This is a genomic window from Methylobacterium sp. 13MFTsu3.1M2, assembly GCF_900112625.1.
In the GTDB taxonomy this organism is placed as follows: domain Bacteria; phylum Pseudomonadota; class Alphaproteobacteria; order Rhizobiales; family Beijerinckiaceae; genus Methylobacterium.
In genome coordinates, this window is sequence record NZ_FOMM01000043.1 from 1 (window position 1) to 19,476 (window position 19,476).

Genomic DNA, 19,476 nt, shown 5'->3' on the forward strand with positions numbered 1-19,476 from the left:
AAGAACGGCGTGTGGCGGCCGCCCTCCTCCTTGGTCAGGATGTACGCCTCGGCCTTGAACTTCGAGTGCGGCTTCACCGAACCCGGCTTGCACACGACCTGGCCGCGCTCCACGTCCTCGCGCTTCGTGCCGCGCAGCAGCACGCCGACGTTGTCGCCCGCCTGCCCCTGGTCGAGCAGCTTGCGGAACATCTCCACGCCCGTCACCGTCGTCTTGGTGGTCGCCCGGATGCCGACGATCTCGACTTCCTCGCCCACCTTCACGATGCCGCGCTCGACGCGACCCGTCACCACCGTGCCGCGGCCCGAGATCGAGAACACGTCCTCGATCGGCATCAGGAACGGCATGTCGATCGGACGCTCCGGCTGCGGGATGTAGCTGTCCACGGTCGCCATCAGCGCCAGGACCGCCTCCTTGCCGATCTTCGGCTCCTTGTCCTCGAGCGCCATCAGCGCCGAGCCCTTGGTGATCGGGATGTCGTCACCGGGGAAGTCGTACTTCGACAGCAGCTCGCGCACCTCCAGCTCGACCAGCTCCAGGAGTTCCTCGTCGTCGACCATGTCGACCTTGTTGAGGAACACCACCAGCGCCGGGACGCCGACCTGACGGGCCAGCAGGATGTGCTCGCGGGTCTGCGGCATCGGGCCGTCGGCCGCCGACACCACCAGGATCGCGCCGTCCATCTGCGCCGCGCCCGTGATCATGTTCTTCACGTAGTCGGCGTGGCCGGGGCAGTCCACGTGCGCGTAGTGACGGTTCTGCGTCTCGTACTCCACGTGCGCCGTCGAGATCGTGATCCCGCGCGCCTTCTCCTCAGGCGCCTTGTCGATCTGGTCGTAGGCCGTGAACGTCGCCCCGCCCGTCTCGGCCAGGACCTTCGTGATCGCCGCCGTCAGAGACGTCTTGCCGTGATCGACGTGGCCGATCGTGCCAATGTTGCAGTGCGGCTTGGTGCGGGAGAACTTTTCCTTGCCCATCAGAGCCTCCTAGATTCGAATTCGCGTTGCGGAAGAAGAGATGCTTAGGCGTACTTGGCGATGACCTTGTCGGCCTCGCCGCGCGGCACCTCTTCGTAGTGATCGAACTGCATCGTGAAGTTGGCGCGGCCCTGCGAGAAGGAGCGCAGCTGGTTCACGTAGCCGAACATGTTGGCCAGCGGCACCATCGCGTTGATGACGTTGGCGTTGCCGCGCATGTCCTGACCCTGGATCTGGCCGCGGCGGGCGTTCAGGTCGCCGATGACCGAGCCGGTGTACTCCTCCGGCGAGACGACCTCGACCTTCATCACCGGCTCGAGCAGGACCGAGCCGCCCTTCTGCAGCGCCTCGCGGAAGGCGGCGCGGGAGGCGATCTCGAAGGCGAGCGCCGAGGAGTCGACGTCGTGGTAGGCGCCGTCGACCAGCTCGACCTTGACGTCGACCACCGGGAAGCCGGCGAGGACGCCCGCGCCGAGGACCGAGTTGAGGCCCTTCTCGACGCCCGGGATGTACTCCTTGGGCACCGCGCCGCCGACGATCTTCGACTCGAACGCGAAGCCAGCGCCCGGCTCGTTCGGCTCGACGACGAACTTCACGCGGGCGAACTGGCCAGTACCGCCGGTCTGCTTCTTGTGCGTGTAGTCGATCTCCTGACGGCGCGTCAGCTTCTCGCGGTAGGCGACCTGCGGCTGGCCGATATTCGCGTCGACCTTGTAGGTGCGGCGCAGGATGTCGACCTTGATGTCCAGGTGGAGCTCGCCCATCCCCTTGAGGATGGTCTGGCCGGATTCCTGATCGGTGGAGACGCGGAAGGACGGGTCCTCGGCGGCGAGCTTGGAGAGCGCGATGCCGAGCTTCTCCTGGTCGGCCTTCGACTTCGGCTCGACGGCGATCTCGATGACGGGCTCGGGGAACTCCATCTTCTCAAGGATCACGGCCTTCTGCGGGTCGCAGAGGGTGTCGCCCGTGCGGGTGTCCTTGAGGCCGGCCAGCGCGACGATGTCGCCCGCGAAGGCCTCCTTGATGTCCTCACGGTTGTTGGCGTGCATCAGGAGCATGCGGCCGACGCGCTCCTTCTTGTCGCGCGACGAGTTCAGCACGTTGGCGCCGGTCTCGACCTTGCCCGAGTACACGCGGCAGAAGGTGATCGTGCCGACGTGGGGATCGTCCATGATCTTGAAGGCGAGCATGGAGAAGGGATCCGCATCCGACGGGTGACGGACGGTCTCTTCCTCGGTCTTGAAGTCGATGCCCTTGATCTCGCCGCGATCGGCCGGGGAGGGCAGGTAGTCCACGACGGCGTCGAGGAGCGGCTGCACGCCCTTGTTCTTGAACGCCGAGCCGCAGAGCACCGGGTGGAAGGCGCGCAGCTGGACGGCCTTGCGCACCAGGACGCGCATGGTGGCCTCGTCGGGCTCGTTGCCGTCGAGGTAGGCGGCCATGGCGTCGTCGTCGAGCTCGACGCAGGCCTCGACCAGCTTGGTGCGGTACTCGACTGCCTGGTCCTTGAGGTCGGCCGGGATCTCGGTCTCGTCGAAGTTGGCGCCCAGCGCCTCACCCGACCAGACGATCGCCTTCATCTTGATGAGGTCGATCACGCCTTGGAAGCTCGACTCGGCGCCGATCGGCAGCTGCAGGCAGACGGGCTTGCCGGCGACGCGGTCGATGATGTCGGCGACGCACTTGAAGAAGTCGGCGCCGATCTTGTCCATCTTGTTGACGAACACGACGCGCGGCACGTCGTACTTGTCGGCCTGACGCCACACGGTCTCGGTCTGCGGCTCGACACCCTGGTTGCCGTCGAGCACGCACACGGCGCCGTCGAGCACGCGGAGCGAGCGCTCCACCTCGATGGTAAAGTCGACGTGGCCGGGGGTGTCGATGATGTTCAGGCGCTTGTCGCGCCAGAAGCAGGTCGTCGCAGCCGAGGTGATCGTGATGCCACGCTCCTGCTCCTGCGCCATCCAGTCCATGGTGGCGGCGCCCTCATGGACCTCGCCGATCTTGTGGGACTTTCCGGTGTAGTAGAGGATCCGCTCGGTCGTCGTGGTCTTGCCGGCATCGATGTGGGCCATGATGCCGAAGTTGCGGTAGTCCTCGATCGCGTGCGTGCGGGGCATCGAATTGCTCCTGAGAGACGGCGGAACCGCTTACCAGCGGTAGTGCGAGAAGGCGCGGTTGGCTTCCGCCATCCGGTGCGTGTCTTCGCGCTTCTTGACGGCGTTGCCGCGGTTGTTCGCGGCGTCGAGCAGCTCGGCCGAGAGGCGCTCGACCATGGTGCGGTCGTTGCGCGAACGCGCGGCCTGGATCAGCCAGCGGATCGCGAGGGCCTGGCGGCGCTCGGTGCGGACCTCGACGGGGACCTGGTAGGTCGCGCCGCCGACGCGGCGGGAGCGGACCTCGATCATCGGGGCGACGTTGTCGAGCGCGGCGCGGAACACCTCGATCGGGTTGGCGCGGGCGCGGTTCTCGACGATGTCGAAGGCACCGTAGACGATCCGCTCGGCGGTCGACTTCTTGCCCTCGTACATGATGGAGTTCATGAACTTCGTCAGCACCACGTCCCCGTACTTCGGGTCCGGGATGATCTCACGCTTCTCGGCAGAGTGACGACGGGACATCTTCTGAGACTCTCGAACGAAAAGATCTTAAGCGCCCCGCGCAGGCCGCCTCAGCCCTGAGGCCGGCGACATCCTTGCGAGGCCGTGGAAACGCGTACCGGCGCCCGGGAAATATCCGGGCTTCCGACTTACTTCGGACGCTTGGCGCCGTACTTCGACCGGCGCTGCTTGCGGTTCTTCACGCCCTGCGTGTCGAGCACACCGCGCAGGATGTGGTAGCGCACACCCGGAAGATCCTTCACGCGGCCGCCGCGGATCATCACCACGGAGTGCTCCTGAAGGTTGTGACCCTCGCCCGGGATGTAGCCGATCACCTCGAAACCGTTGGTGAGGCGCACCTTGGCGACCTTCCGGAGCGCCGAGTTCGGCTTCTTCGGGGTCGTCGTGTAAACGCGGGTGCAGACGCCGCGCTTCTGCGGGCAAGCGTCGAGCGCCGGAACCTTGTTGCGGCTCCGCTGGATCTTCCGCGGCTGGGCGATCAGCTGGTTGATCGTCGGCATCCTGTGCCCTCTTCCTCGGTCACCTAGTCCGAACTGCGCAGGGCAGTCCGCAAAACGAATATGCGCCGGAGGGCCTGTCACGGACCCTCGGCGCGGTGTGGGCAGAGGAGCACGCCCGAAACGAACGCGCTCGTACCTACGGATCTGACTTACAGCGTCAGGCGATTTGAACCTTCGGAGCGCTCGGGGCGATGGCGGCGGCTTCCGGGGTTGCGCCCAAGGGCCGTCGGCAGCCGATGGCCGTCCGAAGTGGCGCGCTTCTAGACGCCGTTGCGCCGCAGGTCAATGCGGTCACGGCAGAAAACTGCACCGCGTCGGAGGTTAAGGATCGGTCAAGGGCGCGCAGGGCGCCCGCGATCGGCGAGCCTTCGCGACGGCGGAGCCGAGGGACCGCTCTCGCGCACGGCGCCTCGTCCCGTCAACGGAAGCCGGGGCAGGCCGGCCACGTGGCGGCGGGACTTCGGCGCAGCCTTGGGCCCTGCCCGGGCGCGGCAGGAAAATCTGCCCCGCAGCCGCCAGATCTTTCGGCGAGCGGCACCCACCCGCGAGGAAAAAATAGAATCTTTCTCCGTTGATTTTCGTGTTCTCCAAAGATGAAATGCGCTGGCGGTTGAGATAAATCCTGCTGGCATCCTCTGATTTTGCGCCAAGAGAGAAGACCAGATCGATTTATAATTCAATTCAGAAGTCCGACGCGATTCAGACTGCAATATTCGGGATATTTGATCATCGCTCTGCCTGTACCGGCCCCGAACCATCCGATGGAGTCACGCGTGCGCCGCCTCTTCGCCCTCGTTCTCGCGACCCTCCTGTCGGTCGGCCCCGCAACGGCCGACCGTCTGGACGACATCAGAAAGGCCGGCGTTCTCCGGGTCGCCGCCTTCGACAGCAACCCGCCGTTCGGCTTCGTCGATCCCGAGACGAAACGGATCGCCGGCCTCGACGTCGACTACGCGCAGGCCATCGCCGACGCGCTCGGCGTCAAGCTGGAGATCCGGCCCACCAACCCGGCGAATCGTATCCCGCTGCTGACCTCCGGCAAGGTCGATCTGGTTCTGGCGAACTTCACCATCACGGACGAGCGGGCGAGGCAGCTCGATTTCAGCATCCCGTACTTCGCCTCCGGCCAGCAGTTCCTGGCCAAGAAGGGCACCCTGTCGTCGCCGGAGCAGCTCAATGGGCTTCGAATCGGTGCAGACAAGGGCACCACCAACGAGATCGTCCTGCGCCGCGACTTCCCGAAGGCGGTCGTAGTCGCCTTCGACGACACGCCCTTCGCGTTCACGGCCCTGCGCAACGGCAATGTCCAGGCGATCACGCAGGACGGCCCGAAGCTGGTCGGGCTGCTCGCGAAGGTGCCGGACCGGCAGAACTACGAGATCCCCGCCTTCAGCATCTCCAACGACTATATCGGCGTCGGCATCCCGAAGGATGAGGCGCGGCTCCGGGACCGCGTGAACGAGACCCTGCGCGGCCTGGAGTCGAGCGGCAGGGCGGCGGCGATCTACGACCGCTGGTTCGGGCCCGCGACCGAGCAGCCGCTGCCGCGCCTGTTCCGGATCGGGGACCGTCCCTGACCGGGGCGGCACGACGACGATGGCCGCGCCGTTCGGCGACCCGCTCGCGCCGCGCTACCTCGTCTGGCTGCTGCAAGGCTTCGGGATGACCCTGACCTTGTCGGCAGCCACCTGTCTTGCCGGCACGGTGCTGGGCCTCGCGGCGTGCGGGCTGCGCGAGGCGGGCGGGCGCGCCGGGCGCGGCGTCGTGGCCGTCTCCGTCGGCATCGTCCGCAACACACCGCTGCTGGTGCAACTCTTCGTCTGGTACTTCGCGGTGGCCGCCGCCCTGACGCAGGGCGTGACGGCCTGGCTCAACGCGCCGCACGTCCTGGACCTGGGATTCGGGATCCTGCGCTGGCCCGCTTACGAGAGCCTCGCCGGGTTCTGCGGGCTCACGCTCTACGCGGGCGCCTACATCGCCGAGGAACTCCGCGCCGGCATCAGGGCCGTCCGGCCCGCTCAGCGGGCGGCGGCCCTGGCCCTCGGCCTCACGCCCGTCCAGGCGTTCCGCCACATCGTCCTGCCCCAGGCCCTGCGCGTCGCCTGGCTGCCGATCGTCGGCCAGTACCTCAACACGCTCAAGAACACGTCGCTGACCATGACGATCGGCCTCGCGGAGCTGTCCTACGCGTCCCGGCAGGTGGAGACCGAGACCTTCCAGACCTTCCAGGCCTTCGGCATCGCGACGCTGCTCTACGTAGGCGCGGCCGCCGCCGCGGAGACGACCGGGCAGATGCTCGACCGCCGTGCCCGTCGACCGGGCCGGCACCGATGAATCCGTCGGTCATCATCGACAATCTCGGCTACCTGATGGTCGGGGCCTGGCCCGACGGGCCGGTCGGCGGGCTGGCCCTGACGCTGGTCCTCTCCGGCATGTCCGGTCTGGCCTCGGCCGCGCTCGGGCTCGTCCTCGGCATCGCCCTGGCCGTGAGCGCGGGCGCGGCCCGGGCAGCGCTCACCGCCGGGCTCGGCTTCCTCCGCGCCGTGCCGGTCGTGATGCTGATCTTCTGGACCTACTTCCTGCTGCCGATCCTGTTCGGCGTGTCGATCCCCGAGATCGGCACGGTCGCGGTGGCGCTGTCGCTCGTCGGAGGCGCCTACCTGTCCCACGGGGTGGCGGCGGGCATCGCGAGCGTCGGCCGTGGTCAGTGGGAGGCCGGCCTCGCGCTCGGCCTCGACCCCTGGCGCACCCTGCGCTTCGTCGTCCTCCCGCAGGCGCTGCGGGCCATGGCACCGTCCTTCGTCAACCAGTGGACCACGCTCATCAAGGACACGTCGCTCGCCTACGTGATCGGCGTGCCCGAACTCGCCTTCGTGGCGGCGCAGGTGAACAACCGCGCGATGGTCTACCCGGCCGAGATCTTCCTCTTCGTCGGTGCCGTGTACGGCATCCTCTGCGCCGGTCTCGACGGGCTGGCCGCCCGGCTGACGAATACCGGCAAGGTCACGGCACATCGCACCCCGTGACGGAGCGGCCGGCCGACGCGCCCGAGCCGGCTCACGGGACACGGCCGATTTACCGGGGCACACGTGCAAGGCGTACCGGATCGGGGCAGGTGCGCGCCGGCACGGTCTACGGAGAATTAAAGCGATCCATCGAATTGTCGCGCACATCGGGCGGCCAACTCGCCGCCGCAGGTTCGCGTCGAGGGTGTTGCGTATGGGTTGCGTCGCGGTCAGCAACGTCGTTCCGTTCCGGCGGCCGATTCCCGCCCAGGCCCCCGGCGAGCGGGAGGCGCGCAACCGTCGCCGCAGCGAGCAGCGCTCCCTCCTGGACGCTGTCTACGCGACTGGCAGCATGGTCGTCGCCGCGGAGGATCGCGGCCTCAAGCTCACCGCCTCGCGGCTGCAGGTCTACGGCTTCCTGGCGATCGAGGAGGTCGGCGAGGACGGCCTGATGCGGCGGCTTCGCCCGTCCGAGGCGATTCGCGCCCGGTCGGAGCGACCCTGGCGCCTGTCGAGGCCCGCGAGCGGAGCCTCGGTCACCATCCCGAGCCTCGACGGATTCCTGTTCGAGACGGCCGGCCAACCGATCTGATCGACCCCGAACGCTGCACGTCAACCGACCGGCGCGCCGAGAGGCGCGCCGGTCGTCGCACGTTCAGGGCTCGCGTTCCGCGGCCGGACGGGCGGGCACCGCAGCGATCGAGCCGCGCGGCGCCGCGGACCAGCCCCGAAGCCGGATCACCCCCCTATGCGGCAGCGACGATTTCCCGCCGCTCCGCTTGCCATCACCCGCGGCCCGTAGTATGCGCCCGGCCTTCGCGACATTTCCGATGGGTGCTCGCACCCCGTGAACGCGGTGACCGCGCCGGTGTCTGACGACACCGCCAGCGCGGTCGAACACATGAGCCGGGGACGTCAGGTCCCCATCAGGCGTCGTCCGCCGGGCAATACCGTCCGTGTGCGGAAACCCGCCTGAAACAAGGAGTCACGCACGTGATCCAGATGCAGACGAATCTGGACGTCGCCGACAACTCGGGTGCACGCCGTGTGATGTGCATCAAGGTTCTCGGCGGGTCGAAGCGCAAGTATGCCGGCGTCGGCGACGTGATCGTCGTCTCCGTCAAGGAGGCGATCCCGCGCGGTCGCGTCAAGAAGGGCGACGTCATGAAGGCGGTCGTCGTCCGCACAGCGAAGGACGTGAAGCGCGCCGACGGTTCGGTGATCCGCTTCGACAAGAACGCCGCGGTCCTGATCAACAATCAGAAGGAGCCGATCGGCACCCGTATCTTCGGACCGGTGCCGCGCGAGCTCCGCGCCCGCAACCACATGAAGATCATCTCCCTGGCTCCGGAGGTGCTGTAATGGCCGCCAAGATCAAGAAGGGCGACAAGGTCGTCGTGCTCACCGGCCGTGATTCGGGCCGGTCGGGCGAGGTGATCCAGGTTCTGCCGAAGGAAGGCCGGGCCTTCGTGCGCGGCATCAACCTGGTGAAGAAGCACCAGAAGCAGACCCAGAACCAGGAAGGCGGCATCATCTCCAAGGAGGCCGCCATCCAGCTCTCGAACATCGCGGTCGCGGATGCCAACGGCAAGCCGACCCGCGTGGGTTTCCGCATCCTCGAAGACGGGCGCAAGGTCCGGTTCGCCAAGACCACGGGGGATCAGATCGATGGCTGAGGCCGACAAGAACGCCTACACCCCGCGCCTGCGCAAGCACTACGACGAGGTGGTTCGCCAGAAGCTGATCGAAGAGTTCGGCTACAAGAACCCCATGGAAGTGCCGCAGATCACGAAGATCGTGATCAACATGGGCGTCGGCGAGTCCACCGCGGACTCGAAGAAGGCCTCGGTGGCGGCGGGCGACCTCGCCCTGATCGCCGGCCAGAAGCCGGTCATCACCAAGGCCCGCAAGGCCATCGCGACCTTCAAGGTCCGCGAGGGCATGCCGATCGGCTGCAAGGTGACCCTGCGCAAGCAGCGCATGTACGAGTTCATGGACCGGCTGATCACCATCGCGCTGCCGCGCGTGCGTGACTTCCGCGGCCTGAACCCGCGCTCGTTCGACGGCCGCGGCAACTACGCCCTGGGTCTCAAGGAGCACCTCGTGTTCCCGGAGATCTCCTACGACAAGGCCGAGCAGATGTGGGGCATGGACATCGTCGTGGCGACCACCGCCAAGACCGATGCCGAGGCCAAGGCGCTGCTCGCCGCCTTCAAGTTCCCGTTCCGGCAGTGAGGCCCTCGGGTCTCAGACGCGGACACCGGAGATAGACGACATGTCGAAGAAAAGCTCAGTCGAGAAGAATGAGGCCCGCAAGGCGCTGGTGAAGCGCTTCGCGGCCAAGCGGAAGGCGCTCCTCGAGATCGCCAACAACGACGCCCTCGAGATGGAGGAGCGCTTCGAGGCGCGCCTCAAGCTCGCGGAACTGCCGCGCAACTCGTCGGCCACGCGCATCCGCAACCGTTGCGGCATGACCGGCCGTCCGCGCGCCTACTACCGCAAGATGGGCATCTCGCGCGTGGCGCTGCGCGAGCTTGGCAACCGGGGCCTGATCCCCGGCCTGGTCAAGTCGAGCTGGTAAGGAGGTCCCCATGGTCAACGATCCCGTGGGCGACATGCTCACCCGCATCCGCAACGGCCAGCTGCGCCGTCGCAACGTCGTCCAGACGCCCGGCTCGCGCCTGCGCGCCAGCGTCCTCGACGTCCTGAAGTCCGAGGGCTACATCCGCGACTACGCGGCGACCGACCTCGGCAACGGCCGCACCGAGTTCGCCATCGAGCTCAAGTACTACGACGGGCGCCCCGTGATCCGCGAGATCAAGCGCGTCTCGAAGCCGGGCCGCAGGGTCTACTCGTCGGTCGGCGAGTTGCCGCACGTGGCCGACGGCCTCGGCGTCACCATCGTCTCCACCCCGCAGGGCGTCATGGCCGACCACGAGGCGCGTGAGCGCAACGTCGGCGGTGAAGTGCTCTGCACCGTGTTCTGATCGGGACGGAGGAGGTTATCCCATGTCTCGCGTAGGCAAGAAGCCGGTCCCCGTACCGGCCGGCGTTACCGCCACGGTCACCGGTCAGACGGTGAAGATGAAGGGTTCGAAGGGCGAGCTGTCGTTCGTCGTTCCGTCGCTCGTCAATGTGGCGATGAAGGACGGCGCCATCGAGGTGCAGCCCGTCAACCAGTCCAAGCCGGCGCGCTCCCTGTGGGGCACGTCGCGGGCGCAGATCGCCAACATCGCCGAGGGTGTTTCGAAGGGCTTCGAGAAGAAGCTCGAGATCACCGGCGTCGGCTATCGCGCCGCGATGGCCGGCAAGGCGCTCAAGCTGTCGCTCGGCTACAGCCACGACATTGAGTACGCGATCCCGGCCGGGATCACGATCGTTACCCCGAAGCCCACCGAGATCACGATCTCCGGGATCAACCGCCAGCAGGTCGGTCAGGTCGCCGCCGAGATCCGCGATTACCGCGGACCCGAGCCCTACAAGGGCAAGGGCGTGAAGTACGCGGGCGAGTTCATCTTCCGCAAGGAAGGCAAGAAGAAGTAAGGAGGGCATCATGTCTCGCAAGCTCGAAGCCCTCGATCGCCGCAAGGCGCGCGTCCGCCGCGCGCTGCGGGCGGCCGCCAACGGCCGTCCGCGGCTCTCGGTGTTCCGCTCGTCGAAGCAGATCTACGTGCAGGTCATCGACGACGTCGCCGGCAAGACGCTGGCCTCGGCCTCGTCGATCGACAAGGCGCTCAAGGGCGAACTGAAGACCGGCGCCGATGTCGCCGCCGCCACGGCGGTGGGCAAGCTCGTCGCCGAGCGCGCCAAGGCGGCGGGCGTCACGAAGGTGATCTTCGACCGCTCCGGCTACATCTACCACGGCCGCGTCGCCGCCGTGGCCGAGGCCGCCCGCGAGGGTGGCCTGGAGTTCTGATTTTTCGGGAACTGCCGTCGGCGCCTCTGCCGATGGCAGGCCCAATCGGGACCTTTGAACAACGGCGGGTCGGACGTGCTCTGCATGTCCGGCATTCGAGAAGAAATCGAGCGAGCAGGCCCGCCGCCTGCGCCAGTGAGATGAACAGGTAAAAGAAATGGCACGTGAACGTGAGGGCGGGGGCCGCGGCCGCCGCGAGGATCGCGAGGAGCGCGACAGCGAGTTCGTGGACAAGCTTGTCCACATCAACCGCGTCGCCAAGGTGGTGAAGGGCGGCCGTCGCTTCGGCTTCGCGGCCCTCGTCGTCGTCGGCGACCAGAAGGGCCGCGTCGGCTTCGGCCACGGCAAGGCCCGCGAGGTGCCGGAGGCCATCCGCAAGGCGACCGAGGCCGCCAAGCGCGGTCTGATCCGCGTCTCCCTCCGCGAGGGCCGGACCCTGCACCACGACGTCAACGGCCGCCACGGCGCCGGCAAGGTGATCCTCCGCGCGGCCCCGCAGGGCACCGGCATCATCGCCGGCGGCCCGATGCGCGCCGTGTTCGAGACGCTCGGCATGCAGGACGTCGTCGCCAAGTCGCTGGGTTCGTCGAACCCCTACAACCTCGTGCGCGCCACCTTCGAGGCGCTCAAGAACGAGGACAGCCCGCGCTCCGTGGCGGCCCGCCGCGGCATCAAGGTGTCGACGCTGCAGTCGCGTCGCCGCGATGCCGATCCGGCCGACCAGTCCGAAGCCGCGGTCGCGTAAGGGAGGGTCCGATGGCACAGAAGACCGTCCGCATCGAGCAGATCGGCTCGCCGATCCGCCGCGAGGCCAGCCAGCGCCAGACGCTGATCGGCCTCAAGCTCAACAAGCTCCACCGCGTGGCCGAGCTGGAGGACACCCCCTCCGTGCGCGGCATGATCCGCAAGGTTGCGCACCTCGTGCGCGTCCACGGCGACGTGGCGTGAGGAGGTCCCGATGAAGCTCAACCAGATCAGCGACAATCCCGGCGCCACCAAGGACCGGATGCGCGTGGGCCGGGGCATCGGCTCCGGCAAGGGCAAGACCGCGGGCCGCGGCGTGAAGGGTCAGAAGGCCCGGACCGGCGTGTCCATCAAGGGCTTCGAGGGCGGTCAGATGCCGCTGCATCGTCGCCTGCCGAAGCGCGGCTTCAACAACCTCTACGCCCAGGACCTGAACGAGGTGAACCTCGGCCGGATCCAGGAGGCCGTCGACGCGGGCAAGCTCGATAAGGCCGCCACCGTGACGGTGGAGAGCCTGGTCGCCGCCGGCATCATCGCCCGTCCCCGTGACGGCGTGAAGCTGCTCGGCGTCGGCGAGCTGACCGCGAAGCTCAGCTTCGAGGTGACCCGCGCCTCCAAGTCCGCCGTCGAGGCGGTCGAGAAGGCCGGTGGCTCGGTCAGCACCGTCTACGCCCAGGGTGCCTCCACCCGCGGCGGCAGCGAGGCGGCCACGGCCTGACGGGAGCGACTCCGGAACCCGTTGCACGGGCTCCGCGCACCCTTTAAGCCGATCCTTCGAGCGGCGGCCCTGCGACCACGCGGGCCGCCGTTTTTCGTTTCATCCGGGCACCCTTCGCCCGGCGACATGTCCAGGACGCGACGCTTATGGCCTCAGCCGCCGAGCAGCTTGCCGCCAACCTCAACTTCGGTGCGATTGCCAAGGCCGATGAGCTGAAGAAGCGCATCTGGTTCACGCTCGGCGCCCTCGTGGTGTTCCGGCTGGGCACGTACATCCCGATTCCCGGCATCGATCCGGAGCAGTTCGCCCGGAACTTCCAGCAGCAGGCGGGCGGCGTGCTGGGCCTGTTCAACATGTTCTCGGGCGGCGCTGTGGAGCGCATGGCGATCTTCGCCCTGAACATCATGCCCTACATCTCGGCCTCGATCATCGTGCAGCTCCTGACCTCGGTGATCCCGAGCCTGGAAGCGCTCAAGAAGGAGGGCGAGTCGGGCCGCAAGGTCATCAACCAGTACACCCGCTACCTGACGGTGGTGCTGGCGCTGGTTCAGTCCTGGGGCATCGCCATCGGCCTCCAGGGCTCCTCGGCCGCCATCGATCCGGGGCCGTTCTTCCTGGCCTCGACGGTGATCACCCTGACGGGCGGAACCCTGTTCCTGATGTGGCTCGGCGAGCAGATCACCTCGCGCGGCATCGGCAACGGCTCGTCGCTGATCATCTTCGCCGGCATCGTGGCCCACCTGCCGGTGGCGATCGCGGGCGCGCTGGAACTCGGCCGCACCGGCGCCCTGTCCCCGGCGATCATCCTGGGCGTCGGCGTCGCCGCCGTCGCGCTCGTCTACTTCATCGTGTTCATGGAGCGCGCCCAGCGCCGGCTCCTGATCAACTACCCGAAACGCCAGGTCGGCAACCGTATGTACGAAGGTCAGACCTCGTTCCTGCCGCTCAAGCTCAACACCTCGGGCGTGATCCCGCCGATCTTCGCCTCGTCGCTTCTGCTGCTGCCGGCGACCGCCGCGAGCTTCTCGGCCAACGGGGGCGCCACGGGCTGGCTCGGCACGGTAACGGCCTATCTCGGCCACGGCACCCCGCTGTTCATGGTGCTCTACGCGGCGCTGATCATCTTCTTCACGTTCTTCTACACCGCAGTCGTCTTCAATCCGCAGGAGACGGCCGACAATCTGAAGAAGCATGGCGGCTTCATCCCGGGCATCCGTCCGGGCGAGCGCACCGCGGCCTTCATCGACAAGGTGCTGACCCGCATCACGGTGATCGGCGCCCTGTACCTGACCCTCGTGTGCCTCTGCCCGGAGATCCTGTCGTCCTACGCCGCGGCCAGCCTCGGCTTCGGCGGCACGTCCCTGCTCATCGTGGTCTCGGTCACGATGGACACGGTGGCGCAGGTCCACGGGCACCTGATGGCCCATCAGTACGAGGGCCTCGTGAAGAAGGCCAAGCTGCGTGGCGCGTCGACCACGCAACGGCGGCGCTGAGCCTGCTACAGAGGCGGCCGGACTCCGAGGACGCTCCCGCCTCTGGCCCAAAGGTCTGGATGCCTCACCGGCCCGGACCGGCTAGAAAACCCCGAACCCGGCGATGCCAGGGAGGCTTCGCCACCACGGCTTGTGCCCACTGAGAGAGTGGGCCGAACGAGGACAACGCCATGCGCATCATTCTGCTCGGGCCGCCCGGTGCGGGGAAGGGGACGCAATCCGAGCGGATCGTACAGCGCTTCGGCATCCCGCAGCTGTCGACGGGGGACATGCTGCGCGCCGCAGTGGCCGCCGGCACGCCGGTCGGCCTCGAGGCCAAGGCGGTGATGGAATCCGGCGGTCTCGTCTCCGACCGGATCGTGGTCGGCATCGTCGCCGACCGGATCGAGGAGCCGGATGCCCGCCGCGGCTTCATCCTCGACGGCTTCCCGCGCACGGTCGCACAGGCGGAAGCGCTCAGCGAGATGCTGGCGAGCAAGGGCTTGAGCCTCTCCGCCGTCATCGAGCTGAAGGTCGACGAGAACGCCCTAGTCGGCCGCATCGAGAAGCGCGCCGCCGAGACCCTGGCCCGCGGCCAGGCCGTGCGGAAGGACGACACCCCCGAGGTGTTCAAGCAGCGGCTTGAGGCATACCGCGCCCAGACGGCGCCCCTCTCCGCCTATTACGCGCAGAAGGGCATGCTGGAGACCATCGACGGCATGCAGCCGATCGACAAGGTCACGGCCGACCTGATGGCGACACTGGAGCCGCACGAGGAGCGCGTCGCCTCCTGAGGGCGATCGCGGCGCGCTGACCGGCCGTTTCAGCGCGCCCGTGAACCCGGCGGTGTCCCTGGGGGTTATGGGGCGGGTCCACGATCGGAAACGCCATGACCGTCCGCCTCCTCGCCACCGCCTCCCTCATGCTCGCGGTGGCCCTCCCGCCGCTGCCGGCCTTCGCGCAGAGTCCGGCCCAGTCCTTCGTGTACGGCCAGAAACGGTTCCGCAACGCCTGCCGGCCGCCGCTGAAGTATCTGGCGGGGACTTGCGCCCGCCGCTGCCCGGCGGGCTACCAGGACATGGGCCGCACTTGCCGGCTGCGGAATCAGGGCTTTCGCTGAGGCGCGGGGGGCCGCCCGCCGGGGGCGTGGCTCAGATCCGGCCCTCCCTGCGGAGGCTGCCGAAGAAATTGACGACGTCCATCTGGAGCGACCGGTGGCCGAACAGCCGGAGCGGGTAGCCCTCCGCGGTGCCGTCGCGCAGCTCGATCATCGCCGTCATCGTGTTGTAGCGGAACACCATGCGGCGACCGGCGAAGGTCGCCCAGAGCAGGGGCGGACCGTCATCCGCGTCCTGCAGCGCGACCGAGCCGGGCTCCGCCTCGGCGAGAACGCCGCCGATCACCGCCAGCGTCACCGGCATGACCTCCTCCAGGGTCTCCTCGGCGGCGCGCAGCACCGAATCGGCGAAGGACCGCAGGGTCGCGCCGTCGCTCGTCAGAACCGCCATCTCCGCTCCTCGACCAGATCCTAGGGCGCCCCGACGCGCGCGTGACGGGGCGAGGCCGTGCCGACCCGTCGTTGACAACGGGCCGCCCGCGCGCTAGCAGGCCCTCCTTCGTCCAACCGAACGATGGTCCGAGGTGCCCTGTCCAGGGCCGCCCGCGGGCCGCGTCGTCGTTTCACGTGCGCAGGGGCCGGCCTCCACCGGACGCGCGCGACACCGGCCCGGATCCCCGGGTCCCACATGGAGAGTGATCGTGGCCCGTATCGCAGGCGTCAACATCCCGACCAACAAGCGCGTCGTCATCGCGCTCCAGTACATCCACGGCATCGGGGCCAAGAAGGCCGAGGAAATCACCCAGAAGGTGAACATCCCCGCCGAGCGTCGCGTCAATCAGCTGACCGACGCCGAGGTTCTGTCGATCCGCGAGACGATCGATCGCGACTACCTCGTCGAGGGCGACCTGCGCCGCGAAGTCTCGATGAACATCAAGCGCCTGATGGATCTCGGCGCCTATCGCGGTCTGCGTCACCGCAAGCAGCTGCCGGTCCGCGGCCAGCGCACCCACACCAACGCCCGCACCCGCAAGGGTAAGGCGAAGCCGATCGCCGGCAAGAAGAAGTAAGTTTTTGGAACTGGGAGGCCGTGCTCCGCTCGGCCTCCTTCCCGTCGCGCCAGGTATCCCGCAACGGGTCCGGCGCCGGCTCGACCGCCCTGCACGGGTGCTCCGGCCAAGTCCCAAAAAGAATCCCGAGCGCCTGGTGTTACGGGCGTGCCTGAAGGAAGAGTGAGACCAGAATGGCTAAGGAACCGCAACGCGTCCGCCGCCGCGAGCGCAAGAACATCGTGTCGGGCGTCGCCCACGTGAACGCCTCGTTCAACAACACGATGATCACCATCACGGACGCGCAGGGCAACACGATCTCGTGGTCGTCCGCCGGTGCGATGGGCTTCAAGGGTTCGCGCAAGTCGACCCCGTACGCCGCCCAGGTCGCCGCAGAGGATGCTGGCCGCAAGGCTGCCGAGCACGGCATGCGCACCCTCGAGGTCGAGGTGTCGGGTCCGGGTTCGGGCCGCGAGTCGGCGCTCCGCGCCCTGCAGGCCGCGGGCTTCACGGTGACCTCGATCCGCGACGTCACCTCGATCCCGCACAACGGCTGCCGGCCGCGCAAGCGCCGCCGCGTCTGATCGAAGCCTCTTGACGGAGAAGTTCATGACGGGATCGAAGCCGCTTCCGGGCGTGCTGCGTTGGAACCTCGGGGACCTCACGGTCACCGCGCTCAATGACGGCTGGTTTCAGGCCAGCCTCGATCTCGTCACGGGCATCTCCAAGGGGGAGGCCGGGCGGCTCCAGGTGGCGGGTTTCCGCACGGAGCAGCCCAAGATCACGCTGAACGCCTTCCTGATCACGGGTCCGGGCCTCAAGCCGACCCTGATCGACACGGGCTACGGCGACCTCGCCCCGGCACCGACCCTGGGTCGCGCCGGCGCAGCGCTCGCGCTTACCGGCGTCGCGCCGGAGGAGATCGGCACGGTGCTGGTCAGTCACCTGCACCCCGACCATGTCGGCGGTCTCGTGAAGGACGGTGCGGCGCGCTACCCGAACGCCGAGATCGTGCTGCACGCCGACGAGGCGGCGCACTGGCTTCCGGACGAGGCCCTGGCCAAGGCGCCGGAGGCCGCGAAGCCCTACTTCGAGGGCGCCCGCAAGTCCCTGGCTCCCTACGCCGGCAAGGTGCGCGAGCACCGCGGCGGCGAGGTCCTTCCGGGGGTCACGGCGGTCCATCTGCCCGGCCACACGCCGGGCCATTGCGGTTTCCGCATCGTCTCCGGTGGACAGGCGCTGATGATGTGGACCGACGTGGTGCACCTGCCGGCGATCCAGTTCAAGAACCCGGAGGCCGGCGTCGGCTTCGACGTCGACGGCGACCAAGCGCGGGAGACGCGCAAGCGGATCCTGGACGAGGTGGCCCGCGAGCGCACGCTCATCGCCGGCGGCCATCTCGAGTTCCCGGCGCTCGGCTACGTGGATCGGGATGGGGCTGGCTACAGCTTCGTGCCGGTGCTGTGGGTCGGCGGCGAGTAACGGCGGATACGGATTTCAGGGACCGTTCGGGGCGCCAGGGGGCGGCACCGAGTGGCCGAAGCGCGGGGACGGGCGTCGCGGATCCCGGGCAAGGACGAGAGGTAGGATCGTGGTCATTCAGAAGAATTGGCAGGAACTGATCAAGCCGAACAAGCTGCAGGTCACGACCGGCGACGACCCGAAGCGGGTCGCCACGGTCGTCGCCGAGCCGCTCGAGCGCGGCTTCGGCACGACGCTGGGCAACGCCCTGCGCCGCGTGCTCCTGTCGTCGCTCCAGGGCGCCGCCGTGACCTCGGTGCAGATCGACGGCGTGCTGCACGAGTTCTCGTCGATCCCGGGCGTGCGCGAGGACGTCACCGACATCGTCCTCAACATCAAGACCATCGCGATCCGCTCGCAGACCGACGCGCCCAAGCGCATGACCCTGCGCAAGACCGGCCCGGGCCTCGTCACCGCCGGTGACATCGGCACGGTCGGCGACATCCAGATCCTGAACCCCGACCTCGTGATCTGCACCCTCGACGACGGCGCCGAGATCCGCATGGAGTTCACGGTCGCCACCGGCAAGGGCTACGTCCCGGCCGAGCGCAACCGTCCCGAGGACGCGCCGATCGGCCTGATCCCGGTCGACTCGCTGTTCTCGCCGGTCACTAAGGTCAGCTACCGCGTCGAGACGACCCGCGAGGGCCAGGATCTCGACAAGGACAAGCTGACCATGACGGTCGAGACCAACGGTGCGGTCTCGCCGGAGGACGCGCTCGCCTACGCGGCGCGCATCATCCAGGACCAGCTGCAGGTCTTCGTGAACTTCGAGGATCCGCGCAAGGAAGAGGCCGCGCCGCTCGCGCCGCAGCTGCCCTTCAACCCGGCGCTGCTCAAGAAGGTCGACGAGCTGGAGCTGTCGGTCCGCTCGGCGAACTGCCTGAAGAACGACAACATCGTCTACATCGGCGACCTCATCCAGAAGTCCGAGGGCGAGATGCTGCGGACCCCGAACTTCGGCCGCAAGTCGCTCAACGAGATCAAGGAAGTGCTCGCCGGCATGGGCCTGCATCTCGGCATGGACATCCCCGGCTGGCCGCCGGAGAACATCGAGGATCTCGCCAAGCGCTTCGAGGAACACTACTGAGAGGCGAAGCCGCCTCGAGCTGAACCGGGCGGCGCCGCGCGGCGCCGCCCGGTTAGGCCCGGGACCCGCGGCGACAACGCCAAGTCCCGAACGAATCCCGCCGCGGGGTTACGCGGACATCAACCGCCCCGTTCCCGGGGCACCCGGCCGTACCGTGGCACGGCGGCCGAGACGAGAAGGAAGCCAGCACCATGCGTCACGCCTACCGCGGCCGCCGTTTCAACCGTACCGCCGAGCATCGCAAGGCGATGTTCGCCAACATGTCCGCCGCGCTGATCAAGCACGAGCAGATCATCACCACCCTGCCGAAGGCGAAGGACCTGCGTCCGGTCGTCGAGAAGCTGATCACGCTGGGCCGCATCGACAGCGTGCACACCCGCCGCCTCGCCATGGCGCAGCTCCGCGACGCCGACATGGTCAAGAAGCTCTTCACCGTCCTCGGCCCGCGCTACAAGGGCCGTCCGGGCGGCTACTGCCGGATCATGAAGGCGGGCTTCCGCCAGGGCGACAACGCCCCGCTCGCGGTGATCGAGTTCGTCGACCGCGACGTCGAGGCCCGCGGCAAGGATTCCGGTCCGAGCCAGGTCTCCGAAGCCGCCTGATCGGCACGGAGCGCCCCGTCGCTCCTAGTCTTTGAGAAGCCGTCCCGGACCCTCCGGGGCGGCTTCTCGCGTTTCGGCTCCTCGCCGCGATCGCCATGACGACGCGCGAACAACAAAAAACCCGCCGGCTCGCGCCGACGGGTCTGAAGCAGGGTCCACGTCTCGGATGGTCGCGGGAGCTCGCCCTGGCGGCCCGCCTCAGAC

At 68.0% G+C, this 19,476-nt stretch carries 27 protein-coding genes; 22 read left to right on the forward strand and 5 right to left on the reverse strand.

Features of this window, described 5'->3' with window-relative positions; genetic code table 11:
- The 4 genes from tuf to rpsL all read right to left on the reverse strand — a co-directional run.
- Positions 1-977, reverse strand: a 977-nt coding sequence (gene tuf, locus BM314_RS28405) for an elongation factor Tu (protein WP_091981851.1), incomplete at its 3' end; no start/stop codon positions are given.
- 44 nt (positions 978-1,021) lie between these two features.
- The gene (fusA, locus tag BM314_RS28410; RefSeq protein WP_091683595.1) at positions 1,022-3,097 is read right to left on the reverse strand and encodes an elongation factor G; all 2,076 of its coding nucleotides are present in this window, start codon (positions 3,095-3,097) and stop codon (positions 1,022-1,024) included.
- 30 nt (positions 3,098-3,127) lie between these two features.
- Complete coding sequence (rpsG, locus tag BM314_RS28415) at positions 3,128-3,598, reverse strand: 30S ribosomal protein S7 (protein WP_012319183.1); 471 nt, start codon at positions 3,596-3,598, stop codon at positions 3,128-3,130.
- A 128-nt stretch (positions 3,599-3,726) separates the two neighbouring features.
- On the reverse strand, positions 3,727-4,098 hold the full coding sequence (gene rpsL, locus BM314_RS28420) for a 30S ribosomal protein S12 (RefSeq protein WP_007557568.1): 372 nt from the start codon (positions 4,096-4,098) through the stop codon (positions 3,727-3,729).
- Positions 4,099-4,871: 773 nt separating this feature from the next.
- Here rpsL and BM314_RS28425 point away from each other — a divergent pair.
- From BM314_RS28425 to BM314_RS28505, 17 genes are all read left to right on the forward strand, one after another.
- On the forward strand, positions 4,872-5,675 hold the full coding sequence (locus BM314_RS28425) for an ABC transporter substrate-binding protein (RefSeq protein WP_210187361.1): 804 nt from the start codon (positions 4,872-4,874) through the stop codon (positions 5,673-5,675).
- Positions 5,676-5,694: 19 nt separating this feature from the next.
- Positions 5,695-6,432: an amino acid ABC transporter permease gene (locus BM314_RS28430; RefSeq protein ID WP_091981855.1), complete on the forward strand. Its 738-nt coding sequence runs from the start codon at positions 5,695-5,697 to the stop codon at positions 6,430-6,432.
- Entirely contained in the window at positions 6,429-7,124 is a 696-nt protein-coding gene (locus BM314_RS28435; RefSeq protein WP_091981857.1) for an amino acid ABC transporter permease, read from the forward strand. Before BM314_RS28430 ends, BM314_RS28435 begins: the two co-directional genes overlap by 4 nt.
- A gap of 193 nt (positions 7,125-7,317) precedes the next feature.
- Positions 7,318-7,695: a hypothetical protein gene (locus tag BM314_RS28440; protein WP_091683603.1), complete on the forward strand. Its 378-nt coding sequence runs from the start codon at positions 7,318-7,320 to the stop codon at positions 7,693-7,695.
- A 401-nt stretch (positions 7,696-8,096) separates the two neighbouring features.
- Complete coding sequence (gene rplN / locus BM314_RS28445) at positions 8,097-8,465, forward strand: 50S ribosomal protein L14 (protein WP_010686182.1); 369 nt, start codon at positions 8,097-8,099, stop codon at positions 8,463-8,465.
- Entirely contained in the window at positions 8,465-8,779 is a 315-nt protein-coding gene (rplX, locus tag BM314_RS28450) for a 50S ribosomal protein L24 (protein WP_012319178.1), read from the forward strand. The genes rplN and rplX overlap by 1 nt, the downstream gene beginning before the upstream one ends.
- Complete coding sequence (gene rplE / locus BM314_RS28455) at positions 8,772-9,338, forward strand: 50S ribosomal protein L5 (RefSeq protein WP_020096277.1); 567 nt, start codon at positions 8,772-8,774, stop codon at positions 9,336-9,338. Before rplX ends, rplE begins: the two co-directional genes overlap by 8 nt.
- Positions 9,339-9,378: 40 nt before the next feature.
- Positions 9,379-9,684 carry a 30S ribosomal protein S14 gene (rpsN, locus tag BM314_RS28460; RefSeq protein WP_010686179.1) on the forward strand — a complete coding sequence of 102 codons (306 nt, stop codon included), beginning with the start codon at positions 9,379-9,381 and terminating at the stop codon, positions 9,682-9,684.
- 10 nt (positions 9,685-9,694) lie between these two features.
- On the forward strand, positions 9,695-10,090 hold the full coding sequence (rpsH, locus tag BM314_RS28465) for a 30S ribosomal protein S8 (RefSeq protein WP_010686178.1): 396 nt from the start codon (positions 9,695-9,697) through the stop codon (positions 10,088-10,090).
- A gap of 22 nt (positions 10,091-10,112) precedes the next feature.
- Positions 10,113-10,646, forward strand: coding sequence for a 50S ribosomal protein L6 (gene rplF / locus BM314_RS28470; RefSeq protein WP_020096278.1), 534 nt, complete (start codon positions 10,113-10,115; stop codon positions 10,644-10,646).
- 10 nt (positions 10,647-10,656) lie between these two features.
- Positions 10,657-11,019 carry a 50S ribosomal protein L18 gene (gene rplR, locus BM314_RS28475; RefSeq protein WP_091981860.1) on the forward strand — a complete coding sequence of 121 codons (363 nt, stop codon included), beginning with the start codon at positions 10,657-10,659 and terminating at the stop codon, positions 11,017-11,019.
- Positions 11,020-11,176: 157 nt separating this feature from the next.
- Entirely contained in the window at positions 11,177-11,764 is a 588-nt protein-coding gene (gene rpsE / locus BM314_RS28480; protein WP_012319173.1) for a 30S ribosomal protein S5, read from the forward strand.
- An 11-nt stretch (positions 11,765-11,775) separates the two neighbouring features.
- On the forward strand, positions 11,776-11,967 hold the full coding sequence (gene rpmD, locus BM314_RS28485) for a 50S ribosomal protein L30 (protein ID WP_056531230.1): 192 nt from the start codon (positions 11,776-11,778) through the stop codon (positions 11,965-11,967).
- Positions 11,968-11,977: 10 nt separating this feature from the next.
- Positions 11,978-12,481, forward strand: coding sequence for a 50S ribosomal protein L15 (gene rplO / locus BM314_RS28490; protein WP_091683605.1), 504 nt, complete (start codon positions 11,978-11,980; stop codon positions 12,479-12,481).
- Between the two features lie 146 nt (positions 12,482-12,627).
- Entirely contained in the window at positions 12,628-13,974 is a 1,347-nt protein-coding gene (gene secY, locus BM314_RS28495) for a preprotein translocase subunit SecY (RefSeq protein WP_020096282.1), read from the forward strand.
- A gap of 170 nt (positions 13,975-14,144) precedes the next feature.
- Positions 14,145-14,747: an adenylate kinase gene (locus BM314_RS28500; protein WP_020096283.1), complete on the forward strand. Its 603-nt coding sequence runs from the start codon at positions 14,145-14,147 to the stop codon at positions 14,745-14,747.
- A 95-nt stretch (positions 14,748-14,842) separates the two neighbouring features.
- Positions 14,843-15,073: a hypothetical protein gene (locus BM314_RS28505; RefSeq protein ID WP_091981862.1), complete on the forward strand. Its 231-nt coding sequence runs from the start codon at positions 14,843-14,845 to the stop codon at positions 15,071-15,073.
- A gap of 31 nt (positions 15,074-15,104) precedes the next feature.
- On the opposite strand, the gene BM314_RS28510 is transcribed toward BM314_RS28505, so the two are convergent.
- Positions 15,105-15,461: a hypothetical protein gene (locus BM314_RS28510; protein WP_091981865.1), complete on the reverse strand. Its 357-nt coding sequence runs from the start codon at positions 15,459-15,461 to the stop codon at positions 15,105-15,107.
- 250 nt (positions 15,462-15,711) lie between these two features.
- On the opposite strand from BM314_RS28510, the gene rpsM reads away from it, so the two are divergent.
- The 5 genes from rpsM to rplQ all read left to right on the forward strand — a co-directional run bounded on the left by rpsM (position 15,712) and on the right by rplQ (position 19,272).
- Positions 15,712-16,080, forward strand: coding sequence for a 30S ribosomal protein S13 (rpsM, locus tag BM314_RS28515; protein ID WP_010686168.1), 369 nt, complete (start codon positions 15,712-15,714; stop codon positions 16,078-16,080).
- 173 nt (positions 16,081-16,253) lie between these two features.
- A complete protein-coding gene (gene rpsK, locus BM314_RS28520) occupies positions 16,254-16,643 on the forward strand; it encodes a 30S ribosomal protein S11 (protein WP_010686167.1) in 390 nt (129 codons plus the stop codon).
- Positions 16,644-16,668: 25 nt separating this feature from the next.
- A complete protein-coding gene (locus BM314_RS28525; RefSeq protein WP_091981876.1) occupies positions 16,669-17,541 on the forward strand; it encodes an MBL fold metallo-hydrolase in 873 nt (290 codons plus the stop codon).
- A 109-nt stretch (positions 17,542-17,650) separates the two neighbouring features.
- A complete protein-coding gene (locus tag BM314_RS28530; RefSeq protein ID WP_010686165.1) occupies positions 17,651-18,670 on the forward strand; it encodes a DNA-directed RNA polymerase subunit alpha in 1,020 nt (339 codons plus the stop codon).
- Positions 18,671-18,861: 191 nt separating this feature from the next.
- Positions 18,862-19,272, forward strand: coding sequence for a 50S ribosomal protein L17 (gene rplQ / locus BM314_RS28535; protein ID WP_020096288.1), 411 nt, complete (start codon positions 18,862-18,864; stop codon positions 19,270-19,272).
- Positions 19,273-19,476: the final 204 nt, after the last annotated feature.

What these genes read in the sequence shown, in the direction of transcription:
- fusA (WP_091683595.1), bottom strand. Translation starts at nt 3,097, where the DNA reads ATGCCCCGCACGCACGCGATCGAGGACTACCGCAACTTCGGCATCATG.
- rpsG (WP_012319183.1), bottom strand. Translation starts at nt 3,598, where the DNA reads ATGTCCCGTCGTCACTCTGCCGAGAAGCGTGAGATCATCCCGGACCCG.
- rpsL (WP_007557568.1), bottom strand. Translation starts at nt 4,098, where the DNA reads ATGCCGACGATCAACCAGCTGATCGCCCAGCCGCGGAAGATCCAGCGG.
- BM314_RS28430 (WP_091981855.1), top strand. Translation starts at nt 5,695, where the DNA reads ATGGCCGCGCCGTTCGGCGACCCGCTCGCGCCGCGCTACCTCGTCTGG.
- BM314_RS28435 (WP_091981857.1), top strand. Translation starts at nt 6,429, where the DNA reads ATGAATCCGTCGGTCATCATCGACAATCTCGGCTACCTGATGGTCGGG.
- BM314_RS28440 (WP_091683603.1), top strand. Translation starts at nt 7,318, where the DNA reads ATGGGTTGCGTCGCGGTCAGCAACGTCGTTCCGTTCCGGCGGCCGATT.
- rplX (WP_012319178.1), top strand. Translation starts at nt 8,465, where the DNA reads ATGGCCGCCAAGATCAAGAAGGGCGACAAGGTCGTCGTGCTCACCGGC.
- rplE (WP_020096277.1), top strand. Translation starts at nt 8,772, where the DNA reads ATGGCTGAGGCCGACAAGAACGCCTACACCCCGCGCCTGCGCAAGCAC.
- rpsN (WP_010686179.1), top strand. Translation starts at nt 9,379, where the DNA reads ATGTCGAAGAAAAGCTCAGTCGAGAAGAATGAGGCCCGCAAGGCGCTG.
- rpsH (WP_010686178.1), top strand. Translation starts at nt 9,695, where the DNA reads ATGGTCAACGATCCCGTGGGCGACATGCTCACCCGCATCCGCAACGGC.
- rplF (WP_020096278.1), top strand. Translation starts at nt 10,113, where the DNA reads ATGTCTCGCGTAGGCAAGAAGCCGGTCCCCGTACCGGCCGGCGTTACC.
- rplR (WP_091981860.1), top strand. Translation starts at nt 10,657, where the DNA reads ATGTCTCGCAAGCTCGAAGCCCTCGATCGCCGCAAGGCGCGCGTCCGC.
- rpsE (WP_012319173.1), top strand. Translation starts at nt 11,177, where the DNA reads ATGGCACGTGAACGTGAGGGCGGGGGCCGCGGCCGCCGCGAGGATCGC.
- rpmD (WP_056531230.1), top strand. Translation starts at nt 11,776, where the DNA reads ATGGCACAGAAGACCGTCCGCATCGAGCAGATCGGCTCGCCGATCCGC.
- rplO (WP_091683605.1), top strand. Translation starts at nt 11,978, where the DNA reads ATGAAGCTCAACCAGATCAGCGACAATCCCGGCGCCACCAAGGACCGG.
- secY (WP_020096282.1), top strand. Translation starts at nt 12,628, where the DNA reads ATGGCCTCAGCCGCCGAGCAGCTTGCCGCCAACCTCAACTTCGGTGCG.
- BM314_RS28500 (WP_020096283.1), top strand. Translation starts at nt 14,145, where the DNA reads ATGCGCATCATTCTGCTCGGGCCGCCCGGTGCGGGGAAGGGGACGCAA.
- BM314_RS28505 (WP_091981862.1), top strand. Translation starts at nt 14,843, where the DNA reads ATGACCGTCCGCCTCCTCGCCACCGCCTCCCTCATGCTCGCGGTGGCC.
- BM314_RS28510 (WP_091981865.1), bottom strand. Translation starts at nt 15,461, where the DNA reads ATGGCGGTTCTGACGAGCGACGGCGCGACCCTGCGGTCCTTCGCCGAT.
- rpsK (WP_010686167.1), top strand. Translation starts at nt 16,254, where the DNA reads ATGGCTAAGGAACCGCAACGCGTCCGCCGCCGCGAGCGCAAGAACATC.
- BM314_RS28525 (WP_091981876.1), top strand. Translation starts at nt 16,669, where the DNA reads ATGACGGGATCGAAGCCGCTTCCGGGCGTGCTGCGTTGGAACCTCGGG.
- rplQ (WP_020096288.1), top strand. Translation starts at nt 18,862, where the DNA reads ATGCGTCACGCCTACCGCGGCCGCCGTTTCAACCGTACCGCCGAGCAT.